15 protein-coding genes are annotated in these 13,031 nt (G+C 46.4%); 3 read left to right on the forward strand and 12 right to left on the reverse strand.

What is annotated here, in order from left to right; genetic code table 11:
• The first annotated feature begins 23 nt into the window (after positions 1 to 23).
• The 3 genes from C6P39_RS06580 to C6P39_RS28130 all read left to right on the forward strand — a co-directional run bounded on the left by C6P39_RS06580 (position 24) and on the right by C6P39_RS28130 (position 887).
• A complete protein-coding gene (locus C6P39_RS06580) occupies positions 24 to 506 on the forward strand; it encodes a hypothetical protein (RefSeq protein WP_104803219.1) in 483 nt (160 codons plus the stop codon).
• A gap of 109 nt (positions 507 to 615) precedes the next feature.
• Positions 616 to 783 (forward strand): antirestriction protein ArdA, encoded by a 168-nt coding sequence (locus tag C6P39_RS28125; protein WP_278277959.1) that lies wholly within the window; start codon positions 616 to 618, stop codon positions 781 to 783.
• Entirely contained in the window at positions 783 to 887 is a 105-nt protein-coding gene (locus C6P39_RS28130; protein ID WP_278277994.1) for a hypothetical protein, read from the forward strand. The genes C6P39_RS28125 and C6P39_RS28130 overlap by 1 nt, the downstream gene beginning before the upstream one ends.
• 241 nt (positions 888 to 1,128) lie before the next feature.
• Here C6P39_RS28130 and C6P39_RS06585 read toward each other — a convergent pair whose 3' ends face one another.
• The 12 genes from C6P39_RS06585 to C6P39_RS06640 form a co-directional block, all read right to left on the reverse strand.
• The gene (locus C6P39_RS06585) at positions 1,129 to 2,334 is read right to left on the reverse strand and encodes a cofactor-independent phosphoglycerate mutase (protein ID WP_104803220.1); all 1,206 of its coding nucleotides are present in this window, start codon (positions 2,332 to 2,334) and stop codon (positions 1,129 to 1,131) included.
• Between the two features lie 11 nt (positions 2,335 to 2,345).
• Positions 2,346 to 3,563, reverse strand: a complete 1,218-nt coding sequence (locus C6P39_RS06590) for a homoserine dehydrogenase (RefSeq protein WP_104803221.1) — start codon at positions 3,561 to 3,563, stop codon at positions 2,346 to 2,348.
• A gap of 4 nt (positions 3,564 to 3,567) precedes the next feature.
• Positions 3,568 to 4,011, reverse strand: coding sequence for an ACT domain-containing protein (locus C6P39_RS06595; protein WP_065544405.1), 444 nt, complete (start codon positions 4,009 to 4,011; stop codon positions 3,568 to 3,570).
• A 74-nt stretch (positions 4,012 to 4,085) separates the two neighbouring features.
• A protein-coding gene (prfB, locus tag C6P39_RS06600) for a peptide chain release factor 2 (RefSeq protein ID WP_104803222.1) occupies positions 4,086 to 5,208 on the reverse strand; the annotation gives its coding sequence in 2 pieces (ribosomal slippage) (positions 4,086 to 5,132 and positions 5,134 to 5,208; 1,122 coding nt in all).
• A 36-nt stretch (positions 5,209 to 5,244) separates the two neighbouring features.
• Positions 5,245 to 5,487, reverse strand: a complete 243-nt coding sequence (locus tag C6P39_RS06605) for a hypothetical protein (protein ID WP_018593157.1) — start codon at positions 5,485 to 5,487, stop codon at positions 5,245 to 5,247.
• Positions 5,488 to 5,622: 135 nt separating this feature from the next.
• Positions 5,623 to 8,193 (reverse strand): preprotein translocase subunit SecA, encoded by a 2,571-nt coding sequence (gene secA, locus C6P39_RS06610; RefSeq protein WP_095175595.1) that lies wholly within the window; start codon positions 8,191 to 8,193, stop codon positions 5,623 to 5,625.
• A 228-nt stretch (positions 8,194 to 8,421) separates the two neighbouring features.
• On the reverse strand, positions 8,422 to 8,961 hold the full coding sequence (hpf, locus tag C6P39_RS06615) for a ribosome hibernation-promoting factor, HPF/YfiA family (protein ID WP_065544400.1): 540 nt from the start codon (positions 8,959 to 8,961) through the stop codon (positions 8,422 to 8,424).
• Between the two features lie 209 nt (positions 8,962 to 9,170).
• Positions 9,171 to 9,599 (reverse strand): hypothetical protein, encoded by a 429-nt coding sequence (locus C6P39_RS06620; protein ID WP_104803223.1) that lies wholly within the window; start codon positions 9,597 to 9,599, stop codon positions 9,171 to 9,173.
• Positions 9,600 to 9,838: 239 nt separating this feature from the next.
• A complete protein-coding gene (dapB, locus tag C6P39_RS06625) occupies positions 9,839 to 10,597 on the reverse strand; it encodes a 4-hydroxy-tetrahydrodipicolinate reductase (RefSeq protein WP_104803224.1) in 759 nt (252 codons plus the stop codon).
• Positions 10,598 to 10,727: 130 nt separating this feature from the next.
• On the reverse strand, positions 10,728 to 11,618 hold the full coding sequence (dapA, locus tag C6P39_RS06630; RefSeq protein WP_095175601.1) for a 4-hydroxy-tetrahydrodipicolinate synthase: 891 nt from the start codon (positions 11,616 to 11,618) through the stop codon (positions 10,728 to 10,730).
• Between the two features lie 76 nt (positions 11,619 to 11,694).
• Positions 11,695 to 12,183 (reverse strand): cob(I)yrinic acid a,c-diamide adenosyltransferase, encoded by a 489-nt coding sequence (locus tag C6P39_RS06635; RefSeq protein ID WP_065544397.1) that lies wholly within the window; start codon positions 12,181 to 12,183, stop codon positions 11,695 to 11,697.
• A 105-nt stretch (positions 12,184 to 12,288) separates the two neighbouring features.
• Positions 12,289 to 12,924, reverse strand: coding sequence for a single-stranded DNA-binding protein (locus C6P39_RS06640; RefSeq protein WP_018593169.1), 636 nt, complete (start codon positions 12,922 to 12,924; stop codon positions 12,289 to 12,291).
• Between the last annotated feature and the right edge of the window lie 107 nt (positions 12,925 to 13,031).

Below are 13,031 nucleotides of genomic sequence, written 5' to 3' on the forward strand. Positions count from 1 at the left end.
GTTTTAAAATTGGAGAGGTTAAGATGGAAACAACGATTATTATCAAACTCAAAGATGAGAATACTATTGTAACTGATAAGACGTATGATATGTCAGGTGTTTGGGCGCTATGGGCAGAGAATAATTCTAATTGCTACATATGTCTTGAAGTCGGCGAAACTCAAAGTATCAAGGAAGAACTCAATTGGGATATAGATATTTTTAGAACCGCTGATAGTAATGTGTGCTTAAAATGTCAAGAAACTTATGTCGCCAGAAAAAAGTATGAGTGGAGCATGGAGTTTAAGGTACACAAATGTAAAGAGTGTACGAGAAAAAGCGTTTTAAGAGCAAAGTATGCTACACAAAACCCTAGATATGTAGATAAATACAAAGATATGCTCAACAAATATAAAAATTTTGAATTTAGATTAGTTGATGGTTCATTGAACAAATCTAGTGATGAGAGAAAAAAAATCGAAAAAGAATATGCACACAAGCATAAGGCATTATACTGGTATGCATAACGATTGTTGATAATTTTATATCCAACCACAACGAGCAGTAAATCAAACACTGTTTACTGCTTTTTTCATACCCGAATTTAAAGATTAGCATAGAAAAGAGGTGAAATCTATGGAAGAAATGAGGGTCTTTATTGTCAATCTTGGAACTTATAATGAGGGAAGTCCTATTGGTGACTGGTTTCCTTGTCCTGTTGATGAGGACAACATCACAGACCATCTAAAACTCGGTGAAATTATGAAGAATACGCAATCCATGACTATGAGTTACCTTTTGTAATTGACGAATATACCCCATTGGAAGAATTAAACCTAACAGCTTTGAAGATTTGTACGATCATAAGGATGATATCTTTTGTTATCCAAACTGGAATTCCAGATTGATGTCCCAATGGACCGTGAGGGAGAGTTTGAACCCAAGCTGCAATTTATAAACCGATTGCATGGTACAATCAAATTTTAACACCTTGCCAAATTATTATACTTCATACTCTTTTAGTTCACAATCATTTCTTTATAATTCACCTTTATAACCCGGATTCCATATAAAAAAGCAAGCAGGAACACGGCTTAACGGCCGCAGTTCCTGCTATATCTTCTTTTTCATATTTATCTTTTCGTATGACTATTCAGCCCCAAACAAATACCCCATCAGCTCATGCCCTTTTTCCACCAGCTTCCCGCTCTTAGAAGTCTCATCCTCATTATACATCCAGTCATGTGTCTCCTGTCTCCTGCTGTCATACAAGAGATAAGGAACCGGGTTGGCTGTATGTGTCTTCACACAGATAGGGGTCGGATGGTCCGGCAGTACCAGCATTCTGTACTCCTCGCCGGATGCATCCAGCGCATCCTTTACCGGCCGGATCACCCTGGCGTCCAGGTATTCGATCGCTTTTATTTTCTTTTCCACACTGCCCTGGTGGCCCATCTCGTCCGGTGCCTCCACATGGATATACGCAAAATCGTATCCCTCTTTCAGCAGTGCGTCCACAGCCGCCTGTGCTTTTCCTTCATAGTTAGTGTTCAGGCCGCCGTTTGCGCCTTCCACAGTGATATTATACATATCCGTGCCCACCGCAATTCCTTTTAACAGATCCACTGCGGAGATCATGGCGCCTTTCTTGTGGTATTTTTCCTCAAAAGAAGACAGGGCAGGCTTTGTCCCCGCACCCCAGAACCACAAGCTGTTTGCCGGATTCAGGCCTTTTTTCTTTCTCTCCTCATTCAGAGGATGATGGGCCAGAATCTCATAGCTCTTTTTCTGCATATCCAAAAGAAGCTGTTCCTTGGGCAGATAGTCTTTAATACCTTTTCCACGGATATCGTGGGGCGGTGTCAAAGGCACCACATCGCCTTTTGCCCAAATCAGGCAGTGACGGTAGCTGGTTCCCACATAGAACTGGAACATTTCGTTCTGCAGCTCTTTTTTCACCGCTTCTAATAACACCGCAGCGTCTTCTGTGCTGATCTCATCGGAACTGTGGTCTAAAATCCTCTTGTCCTCGTAATTCTCCTCTTCCTCGGAGAGTGTGACAATGTTGGCGCGGATAGCAACATCCCCGTCTTTCATTTCCACACCGATATTCAGCGCCTCCAAGGGAGAACGCCCTGAGTAATATACCTTGGGGTCGTAGCCGAGAACTGACAGGTTCGCTGTGTCGCTTCCGGGATTCATCCCCTCCGGTACGGTCTTTACCATGCCGATCTCCGACAGAGCAGCCAATTCATCCATGGCGGGAGTATGGGCATACGCCAGAGGCGTCCTGCCTCCCAGTTCTTGAAGCGGCTCATCAGCCATTCCGTCGCCTAATATCAAAACGTATTTCATTCTCAGCACCTCTATGCACGAACGCGGATTCTTGTGATAATGTCCGGAAGTTTGGCAGCTTTCTCTTCAAATGCCGCCTCGCTCATGGGCGCTGTGACAAAACCAAATTCTCCCGCCACATCGGGCACACCCACTGTTTTAACTTTTCCAAACACGTCTTCCACACTGCCGATATCTCCTGTCATGCTGCCCTTGATGCGCACAAAGAATGGATGCTCCACCTCTTTGATGTCCATCAGTTCCAGACGTTTGCTGCTCCAGCTCATCATGATATTTCTGTGCAGATGCTTTGCACAGTCAACCACATCACCCACCACCGCGCTTGCAGTGGGAAGCTTGCCTGCGCCGCTGCCGTAGAACATGGCATCGCCCAGCACATTGCCGTGTATGAAAATAGCGTTAAATACGCCGTTTACGCTGTAGAGAGGGCTGTCCTGTCCTACCAGGACCGGGCTTACCATGGCATAAAATTTGCCGTCTTCCCTTTTGCTGGTTGCCAGCAGTTTGATGCTCATGCCAATGCCTTTGGCATATTTCACATCCTCCACCGTGATCTTAGTGATACCCTCTGTATAAATATCCTCATAATCCACATGGCATCCGAATGCCAGGGAGGAGAGAATGGCAATTTTCCTGCAGGCATCATAGCCTTCCACATCCGCCTCCGGATTGCGCTCTGCGTAGCCTTTCTCCTGTGCCTCTTTCAGCACATCCTCAAAATCTGCATTCTCTTCCGCCATTTTGGTGAGGATATAGTTGGTTGTTCCATTTAATATACCGGAAATCTCGTCAATCTCGTCCGCTGTCAGAGAAGAGTTCAGTGGACGGATAATGGGGATCCCTCCGCCGCAGCTTGCCTCAAATAAATAGTTGATGTCTTTTTCTCTGGCGATCTCAAGAAGCTCCAGTCCGTGTCTTGCAACCAGCTCTTTGTTGGATGTGCAGACACATTTGCCTGCCTCCAGCGCACGCTTTGTAAAGGTATAAGCAGGCTCCACACCTCCCATGACCTCCACGATGATCTGTACTTCCGGGTCATTGATGATGGTCTCATAATCATGCACAAGAACATCTTCCACCGGATCTCCCGGAAATTCTCTCAGATCCAGCACGTATTTGATGTTGATCTCCTCGCCGGCCTTCTTGTTGATGCTCTCATGATTGGTGTTGATGACTTCCACAACGCCTGAACCTACGGTTCCGTATCCTAAAACTGCTATCTGTATCATGCTTTTACTCCCTGCCTAAGATTTTCAGATAATGTACGCCCTCAATGTGCTCTATTTCATCCACCATAGTCTCCGCATCCCCCTGTGTGGGCAGGATTTCCACGCTGATAGTCAGACTGGCTATCCCGTTGATGGGAATACTCTGGTGTACGGTCAGAATGTTGCCGTGATACTGGGCAATGGTCCTTAATACCGCAGAGAGCAGCCCAGGCTCGTCATCCATCTGAAGTATGAATGTAATGTTCTGTCCTTTGGTCTTTTCTTTAAAAGGAAAGATATCATCCTTATATTTATAAAAGGAACTTCTGCTGATACCCACAGCTTCCACTGCTTCCTGCACCGTAACAGACCTCTTTGATTCCAGTAGTTTCTTGGCTTCCACTACCTTCAAGAGGACTTCCGGCACTGCTTTTTCTGTTACTACAAAATACCTTTTATTGTCCGACATTTTCTTCCCCTTTGTTTGTTCTTGAAATACATTTGTATGTCTCCAAAAGATATTAGCACATTTAGGCAATTTTATCAACTGTTTTTCTTATTTCCCAAAGCAATCCACTTTAAATAGGCATTGATAAAGTTATCAATGGCACCGTTCATGACCGCATCCACATTTCCGGATTCCTCGTTTGTGCGATGGTCCTTCACCATAGTGTACGGCTGCATAACATAAGAACGGATCTGACTGCCCCAGCCAATGTCCGTCAGTTCTCCCTGGATGCCGGAGAGTTTCTGTTCCTGCTCCTGCTGTTTCAGAAGATACAGCTTTGCTTTCAGCATCTGCATGGCTTTGTCTTTATTCTGGAACTGTGACCGCTCGTTCTGGCACTGTACCACGATCCCTGTGGGGAGATGGGTGATTCGTATGGCAGAGGATGTTTTATTAATATGCTGTCCGCCCGCACCGCTGGAACGGTAGGTGTCTATCCTCAGATCATCATCTTTGATCTCAACGTCCACATCCTCCTCAATATCCGGCATAACATCGCAGGACACAAAGGAAGTCTGGCGTTTTCCCGCTGCATTGAACGGTGAAATACGGACAAGACGGTGAACGCCTTTTTCAGACTTCAAGTATCCGTAGGCATTTTCCCCGTTGACCTGGAAAGTCACAGACTTAATCCCTGCCTCGTCCCCGTCCAGATAATCCAGAACCTCTGTGCTAAAGCCATGGCGGTCCGCCCACTTCATATACATACGGTACAGCATGCTTGCCCAATCGCAGGACTCGGTTCCGCCGGCCCCTGCATGGAGGGTGACAATGGCGTTGTCCTTGTCATATTCGCCTGACAGAAGTGTTTTCACACGGATATTTTCAAAATCCGTGATAAACTCATCCAGCATTTCCTGGATATCCGGGATGACGGAGGCGTCATTCTCCTCGTATCCCATCTCGATCATCAGCTCGATCTCTTCCTTCTGGTTCTGGAGTTTGTTGTAAATCTCTATATCTTCTTTGAGGGTGCTCAGCTCCTTCATCATTTTCTGGGACCGCTCCGGGTTATCCCAGAAATCCGGTGCCTCCATTTCCCTCTCTAATTCTTCAACCCGCTTTTCCTTATTAGCCAGGTTAAAGTGAATCCCTCACTTCCACTAATGGTCCTGTGTAGTTGTTCAAAGTATATTTGAACTGGTCTAATTCTACCATTTAGCTTCACCTCTTTCTGTGAATATTTTTTTATTTTTATTCTTCGTCGATCTCCACAGTCACCATGTAAATGGATACCTGCTGTTCGACCTTGCGCACAGTGCCTGCAAGCTTTGTGAGCGGCCGTTTCAGATTGCTGGACATGGCTATGGCATCCTTGATGGTATAATAATACATCATGCCTGACATGGTACTGGCCCTGTCCTCCTTCAGCTCTACGCGGTCGCCGGGTTTTACCAGACCCTCGCGCTCCATGGTGAAATCCACCATCTGTCCCATTTTCTCACCTTCCTGCTCACATAGGATGTGTTCTATACACACCCGTATACTGACATATACCGGGGCCGTTGCAGCCCGGAAAATCCCCCGGATGTAACAGCCCCGTATCTTACTGTGGTCTTTTTTGTGTGCTGTTTAAACCGGCTTTCTGCCGCAGCACTGTTTATATTTCTTACCGCTTCCGCAGGGGCAGGGATCATTTGGATATACCTTTTTCTCTGCTCGCTGCACCGGTTTTTTAGGACCTGTTTCGTCCTTGTTGGTGCCTGTCACCTGGGCAACCTGCTCTCTCTCCACCTTCTGCTCGATCCTTACGTGGTACAGCAGACGCAGGGTGGTCTCCTGGATAGCGGAGATCATGGTGTCAAACATTTCATATGCCTGCATCTTATACTCTACCTTTGGATCACGCTGGCCATATGCCTGCAGACCGATACCTTGGCGGAGCTGGTCCATATCGTCAATGTGGTCCATCCACTTCTGGTCAATGACCTTTAGAAGGATGACACGCTCCAGTTCACGAAGCTGCTCCGGTTCCGGAAACTCTGCCTCTTTTTCCTCGTAGAGCTTGACTGCCTCTTCTTTGAGATTCTGTTTTAACTGGTTCTTCTTCAGACCTTTTACTTTTTCCTTTGTGATCGGCTGCAGCGGAATAGTGGGAAGAAGGACACTGTCCAGTTCTCCCAGATCCCATTCTTCAGAATCCAGGTCATCAGAGATGCACATGTCAACCGCATGTTCCACGGTATCGGTGATCATCTTGTAGATAGATTCCCGCATGTTCTCTCCGTCCAGAACCCGGCGTCTTTCTTTATAAATGATCTCGCGCTGCTCGTTGTTTACCTGGTCATACTCCAGCAGGTTCTTACGGATGCCGTAGTTGTTGCCCTCGATCTTCTTCTGTGCTTTCTCAATGGCACTGGAGAGCATTTTATGCTCTATCTGCTCGTTTTCCGCAACGCCCAGGGATTTGAACACGGACATCAGCTTCTCGGAACCGAACAGACGCATCAGATCATCTTCCAAGGAAATATAGAAACGTGATTCACCCGGGTCTCCCTGACGTCCGGAACGGCCTCGCAGCTGGTTATCAATTCGCCTTGACTCATGACGTTCCGTACCGATGATCTTCAGACCACCTGCCTGTCTGGACACATCGTCCAGCTTAATATCCGTACCACGGCCGGCCATGTTGGTGGCAATGGTAACTGTTCCTGCCTCACCGGCATGGGCCACGATCTCAGCCTCCATCTCATGGAATTTGGCGTTCAATACCTGGTGCTGGATGCCCTCACGTTTCAGCATACGGCTTAACAGCTCGGAGGTCTCAATGGTAATGGTACCAACCAGCACCGGCTGTTTTTTGGCATGTGCTTCTTTGATGGCCTCAACCACGGCACTGAATTTTTCTTTCTTTGTCATATAAACAGCATCGTCACTGTCGATACGCGCCACCGGCTTGTTGGTGGGGATCTCAATAACATCCATGCCGTAAATGTCACGGAACTCTTTCTCCTCTGTGAGCGCAGTACCGGTCATACCTGACTTCTTGTCATATTTGTTGAAGAAGTTCTGGAAGGTGATGGTGGCAAGGGTCTTGCTCTCTCGTCTCACCTTTACATGCTCTTTTGCCTCGATCGCCTGGTGAAGACCGTCTGAGTAACGGCGTCCCGGCATGATACGTCCCGTGAACTCATCCACGATCAGGACTTCGTCGTCTTTTACCACATAATCCTGGTCACGGAACATGAGGTTGTGGGCACGCAGCGCAAGAATGATATTATGCTGGATCTCCAGATTCTCCGGATCTGCCAGGTTTTCAATGCTGAAGAATTTCTCTACTTTATGGACACCCTGCTCAGTCAGGTTGACGATCTTGTCCTTCTCATTGACAATGAAATCTCCGGTCTCGATGATCTCCTCACCCATGATGGCTGTCATCTTTGTCATTTCCCCGCTGGCCTCACCGCGTTCCAGCTGTTTTGCCAGTATATCGCAGACTTCGTAGAGACGGGTAGACTTTCCGCTCTGTCCGGAAATAATAAGAGGTGTTCTTGCCTCATCGACCAGTACAGAGTCCACCTCATCAATGATGGCATAATGCAGATCTCTCTGTACAAGCTGCTCTTTGTAGATCACCATGTTGTCACGCAGGTAATCAAACCCCAACTCGTTGTTGGTCACATAAGTGATATCACATGCGTACTGCGCACGTCTCTCGTCATTTTTCATGGAATTCAGGACCACACCCACGGTCAGTCCCAGAAATTCATGAACCTTGCCCATCCACTCCGCATCACGGTGTGCCAGGTAATCGTTGACTGTTACAATGTGTACGCCTTGTCCTTCCAGCGCATTTAAATATGCAGGGAGTGTGGAAACAAGGGTCTTACCTTCACCTGTCTTCATCTCGGCAATACGGCCCTGATGAAGGATAATACCGCCGATGAGCTGCACCCTGTAGTGCTCCATATTCAGCACACGCTTGGCAGCCTCTCTCACCGTAGCAAATGCTTCCGGCAGCAGGTCATCCAGTGTCTCTCCTTCTTCCAGACGTTTTTTATATTCCCTGGTCTTACCGCGCAGCTCGTCGTCACTTAACGCCTGCATGGTGGGGCGCAGAGCTTCGATTTTGTCCACAGTGGCAGTGATGCGTTTTAATTCCCTCTCACTGTGGGTTCCAAACATTTTTTGAACTAAACTCATGTTTTATGCTCCTAATTTTCCAATTTTCAGACTGCTGTAGGGTTTCCGTTCAAATAGGAAAACCTATTTTCGTGGATATTATTCCACATTACTTTACATTGTAACACTTTCTTTCTTTGAAAACAACAAAAAAAAGCGTGTGCACGGCTTGACTGCTGCATCTTTTCCCTGCCAACTGAAAAAGGACCTCGGATTGCTCCGAAGCCCTGTTGTTCAATGCCTGTTTAGTTATTCATTAAAATCCGGCTCGATCAGCCCGTAAGTATTTCCCTTTCTCTTATAAACAACATTCACTTCTTCCGTCTCAGCATTCAGGAAAACGAAAAAGTTGTGTCCTAACAGTTCCATCTGTACACATGCATCTTCGGGATACATAGGTTTGAATCCGAATTTCTTGGTACGGATGATCTTGATCTCGTTGGTATTCTCATCTTCAAAGTCCTTCTCCATAAATGCCTGCTGGAAGGTCCCTGCGTTCTGTTTTTTGTCGATGATTTTTTTCCTATATTTTCGTAACTGTCTTTCGATGATCTCTTCTACCAGGTCAATGGAGACATACATATCGTTGCTCACCTGTTCAGAGCGGATGATATTACCTTTTACCGGAATCGTCACCTCAATTTTCTGACGTTCTTTTTCTACGCTCAGTGTTACATGTATCTCGGTGTCATCTGTGAAGAATTTTTCCAGCTTTCCAAGCTTGTCCTCTACCGCACTTCTTAATCCGTCCGTAATATCGATGTTTCTTCCGCTTATAATAAACTTCATGATGTCCAACCCCTTTAACGTGTATTTTACAGGTTGTTTACTCCTGTAATGTATTCTTATTATATCAATATTCCTGCGTTTGTTCAACAGTTTTTAGAAAATTTTAACCATTATAAGTTTTTTGTATAGAGTATTGTTTCCCTACTTTGCAATACACTATATGTAGTGGCAGATACCCGGTTTCCTGGTGTATCTGCCGCATACAGAGATTACGGAGTATTTGTGGTAGTGCTGTTGTTATTGTTATTGGCATTGTTGTCTGTGGCATTGTCAGCATTATTTTCCACTGCATCGCCTACATCCTCTGCTCCGTTTTTCACATCATCGCCCAGGTCTTCCACACCGTCTTTGATGTCTTCACCCAGGTCACCTACCATGCCGTCGCCTGTGCCGGCCTCTCCGCTTCCTGTACCTGTGTCATTGGCTGCGCCGTTATCTGTGGCAGGATTCTCATTGTTCCTGTCAGTGGTGTTGGCGTCATTTGTACCGTTCTTGTTGTCATCTGCCTTGTTGTCACCGGCTTTGTTGTCCTCTGTTGCTGCATTGTTGTCACCATTATCTGTGGCACCGCATCCGGCTGTCACGCACAGTACACCGGCCAGAAGGACACTTAATAAAAGTTTCTTCATCTTACGCATGGTCGTTTCTCCTTTTCCTCTTTGTACTTAACGATAAAAGGCTCTTTATTGGCACTTTTACTGTCACGATTAATATGTGCGTTTCCGTAAGAATTTATGTATGGGCAGATATGCCGAAAAAAATGAAAAAACCGCCGTAAAACAACACTGCATCTGCGCAGTCTTACGGCGGTTTCAAATTAAATTTAAAATTTTTACATAACAGTATAAAGCCCCCACTGCGCACTTTCCGTTAGTGATCAGCCATTAATAACATTGCTCATATTGTACATGCCCGGGCCTTTACCCTTCAGGAATTTGGCAGCCTCCACAGCACCTTTGCCAAATACGGCCTTCGAGTACGCGGTGTGCTTAAATTCGATCACCTCGTCCGGACCTGCGAAGATCACCTCGTGCTCTCCCACAATGCTTCCACCGCGGACAGCAGACAGGCCAATCTCCTTTGCATCACGCTTCTCACGGGTCTGGCTCCTGTCATAGACATAATGGTACTGGTTGTCCATGGCTTCATTCAGGCTGTCCGCCAGAGCCAGGGCCGTACCGCTGGGCGCATCCACCTTCTGGTTGTGGTGCTTTTCAACGATCTCCATGTCAAAGCCTGCCTGGGCCAGAACCTTAGCAGCCTCCTGCACCAGCTTCAGAAGTGTATTGATCCCCAGGGACATATTGGCAGAACGCAGCACTGCGGTGCTCTTGGATGCCTTCGCCACATGCGCAAGCTGCTCCTCGCTAAGCCCTGTTGTGCACAGGACCAGAGGCAGCTTCTTTGCCGTACAATAAGCCAATACCGAATCTGTGGCTTTTGCAGATGAAAAATCAATCATCGCATCTGCCTGCACATCACAGTCATTTATATTCGTGAACACCGGATATCCGTTGTCACGGTTGTCAACAAGATCTATGCCCGCCACAATACAAGCCTCCGGGTCATCCTTTACAAGTCCGCATATGACCTGACCCATATGACCGTTGCAGCCGCTCATAATTATTCTAATCATCTTTTGTACCTCTTTCATAGCTGTTCCGTACAGGGCTGTACATTTGCTGCACCGTCTGTACAAAAACATAAGATTTGCTATCACAAGCTCCATCGCCAAAGGCGGTTTTATGAAACGGATATGGCTTGTATTATGCCAGCTTCAGACCGAATTTTACCATTTCCTCTTTCAGCTTTTCCCTGCCTGCTTCTTCCATCTCTGTGAGCGGGGAACGGAGCGGACCTACCTCCATGCCCATCAGGTTCATGGCAGCTTTTACAGGAATCGGATTAACTTCCAGGAACAGAGCGTTGATCAGAGGCATGGCATTTAACTGCATGTCACAGCTTTCTTTTACATCCCCGTTCAAATATTTTTCTACCATATCATGGGTGTATCTTGGCGCAACGTTGGAGAGCACAGAGATCACACCTTTTCCGCCCAAAGACATAAGCGGTACGATCTGGTTGTCATTTCCGGAATAAATATCAAGCTTTCCTTTGGTCAGGGCAGCCATCTCCGCTACCTGTGCAATGTCCCCGGAAGCTTCCTTGATACCCACAATGTTCTCCACATGCTCCACTAAATATGCAACCGTCTTAGGCTGGATATTGATACCCGTGCGGCTTGGCACATTGTAGAGGATCACTGGAATTTTAATAGAATCAGCAATTTTTGTGTAATGTTCGATGAGGCCCTTCTGAGTAGCCTTATTATAGTAAGGAGTTACAAGGAGAACTCCGTCTGCACCATACTTTTCCGCCTCTGTGGATAAGTAGATCGCTGTCTCCGTACAGTTGGAGCCGGTTCCGGCGATGACCGGGATCCTCTTATTCACTTTGTCAATTGTGTACTTAATGGTCTCCAGATGTTCTTCATGGGTGAGCGTGGAAGACTCTCCTGTGGTTCCGCAGATCACGATGGAATCTGTACCCTCTTTAATCTGTTCCTCCAGGATTTCTCCCAGTTTTTCAAAATTTACGTCACCATTTTCTTTCATCGGTGTAACGATCGCAACACCTGCACCTGTAAAAATAGCCATTTTTCTCCTCCTTATGTCTGCAATACTGCTTTTTCTTCCTGTGTTATCAGCAACTTTTGGACTGTCTGTACAGCCTTTATTTTATAACCTCCAGAGAAACAACCCTGTCGGCCGCCTCCCTCAGACGCACGGGAACCACATTACCGGTCAGAATCAGTTCAGTCTCCTCATCCTTCGTCCGGATCAGTTCCTCCACCTCTTCCTCGGTTATGATCCCGAACTCCACTGCTCCCAGAATTTCGTCCAGAATCAGCATGTCACATTCCTGTGTAACCAATACCTTTCTGGCGTAGTTAAGACCATTCCTGATATTGCAGTTTTCTTCCTGCTTCTCCTCATCACTCAGGTCTTCGTAATACTTATCCTTTTTCTCAAACCGGAACAGCCTTACATTCGGTTCCAGAACAGACAGGTAATCCAGCTCGGAAGTTGCTCTTCCTTTCAGGCACTGGATGACAATTGCAGTCTTCCCATGGCCCACAGCACGTATCGCCTGCCCGATCGCCACACTGGTCTTGCCCTTGCCAGGTCCACAGTATATCTGCACTAATCCTTCATTTTCCATACATTACACCTCTTGCGGATTCTATGACGCTTTATTTAAGAGTTGTGTATATATTACTACACATGGCCAAATAATGCAATATTGGAATCTCAGGCTTCATCTCATTTAGCTGTATGTCTCTCCATATTCCAGCTTGCTTACAGATACCTCGTACGCGATCCTTTTTTCAGTGTCTGTCTCACTCAGCTTCTTAATATATTCCCTGCTCTGGATCCTGCCCCAGATATGCAGGCGTCCGCCCACCTCGAAAGATTTGGCGAAATTGGCGTTTCTGCCCCAGCAGATGCACGGTATGTAGTCGGATTTTCCATAAGGCCTGTTCACAGCCAGCAGGATATCTGCGATCTCCCTGCCCAGCGGCGTCATACGATGGACCGGCGGCTTACAGATATATCCATTCAATTCAATAAGATTTGTCTCTATGGATTCGTCTTCCTCCTCCACAAATGTAAGTTCCCGCACAAACACAGAGAGGACCAGACGGTTTTTCTTCTCCTCATGCCTGTTGTAGGAGCGGAACTGCCCCTGCACTTGTATGTACTCGCCGATATAGCTCTGTGTCACATCCACCAGCCTCTCGGAAACCATGAGCGGTATTCTGTCCTCGGAACCGCTGAGACGCTTTACCAGCACATCCACCATGTAGAATCCTTCTCCGTATACCTCGTGACTTTTCTCAAACTCTGATGCGATGGCTCCCATGATGGATACCTGATTGTTTTCAATTATTTTATCTGCCATTGAATTATTTACCCCTTCCTCTGACTTGTATTTTGTCTATATCATATTTATTCTGGTCATACTTTTTTTAGAACAACTTTTTTTCATTTTTTTGAAAAAAATATTTA

Origin of the sequence: Blautia marasmi (assembly GCF_900258535.1) — a bacterium.
GTDB classification, from domain to species: domain Bacteria; phylum Bacillota; class Clostridia; order Lachnospirales; family Lachnospiraceae; genus Blautia; species Blautia hominis.